Genomic DNA, 536 nt, shown 5'->3' with positions numbered 1-536 from the left:
TCAAAACATAAATATTGAAATATCTCACTCAATAGGAGTAGAAAAATGACCGACCTGAACACTCTATTTACCAATCTCAAACAACGCAACCCCAACCAAGAACCCTTTCATCAAGCCGTTGAAGAAGTGTTTATGAGTTTGGATCCGTTTTTGGCGAAAAACCCGAAATACACCCAACAAAGCCTGCTTGAGCGTATCGTTGAGCCGGAGCGCGTGATTATGTTCCGCGTCACTTGGATGGACGACAAAGGCCAAGTCCAAGTCAGCCGCGGCTACCGCATCCAAATGAATTCCGCCATCGGCCCTTACAAAGGCGGCTTGCGCTTCCACCCTACCGTCGATTTGGGCGTATTGAAATTCCTCGCTTTTGAACAAGTCTTCAAAAACGCGCTGACCACCCTGCCTATGGGCGGCGGTAAAGGCGGTTCCGACTTTGATCCTAAAGGCAAATCCGATGCCGAAGTAATGCGCTTCTGCCAAGCCTTTATGACCGAACTCTACCGCCACATCGGCGCCGACACCGACGTCCCTGCCGG

The 536-nt window shown here is 50.4% G+C and carries 1 protein-coding gene; it reads left to right on the top strand.

All coding sequences use genetic code 11. The features are described from left to right. Positions 1 to 45 precede the first annotated feature (45 nt). On the top strand, positions 46 to 536 hold a 491-nt coding region (locus tag ACTHSP_RS21510; protein WP_440346941.1), incomplete at its 3' end, for a Glu/Leu/Phe/Val dehydrogenase dimerization domain-containing protein.

The sequence above is a fragment of the Neisseria sp. P0001.S005 genome (genome assembly GCF_051963715.1).
This window is presented reverse-complemented; position numbering and strand designations above follow the sequence as displayed.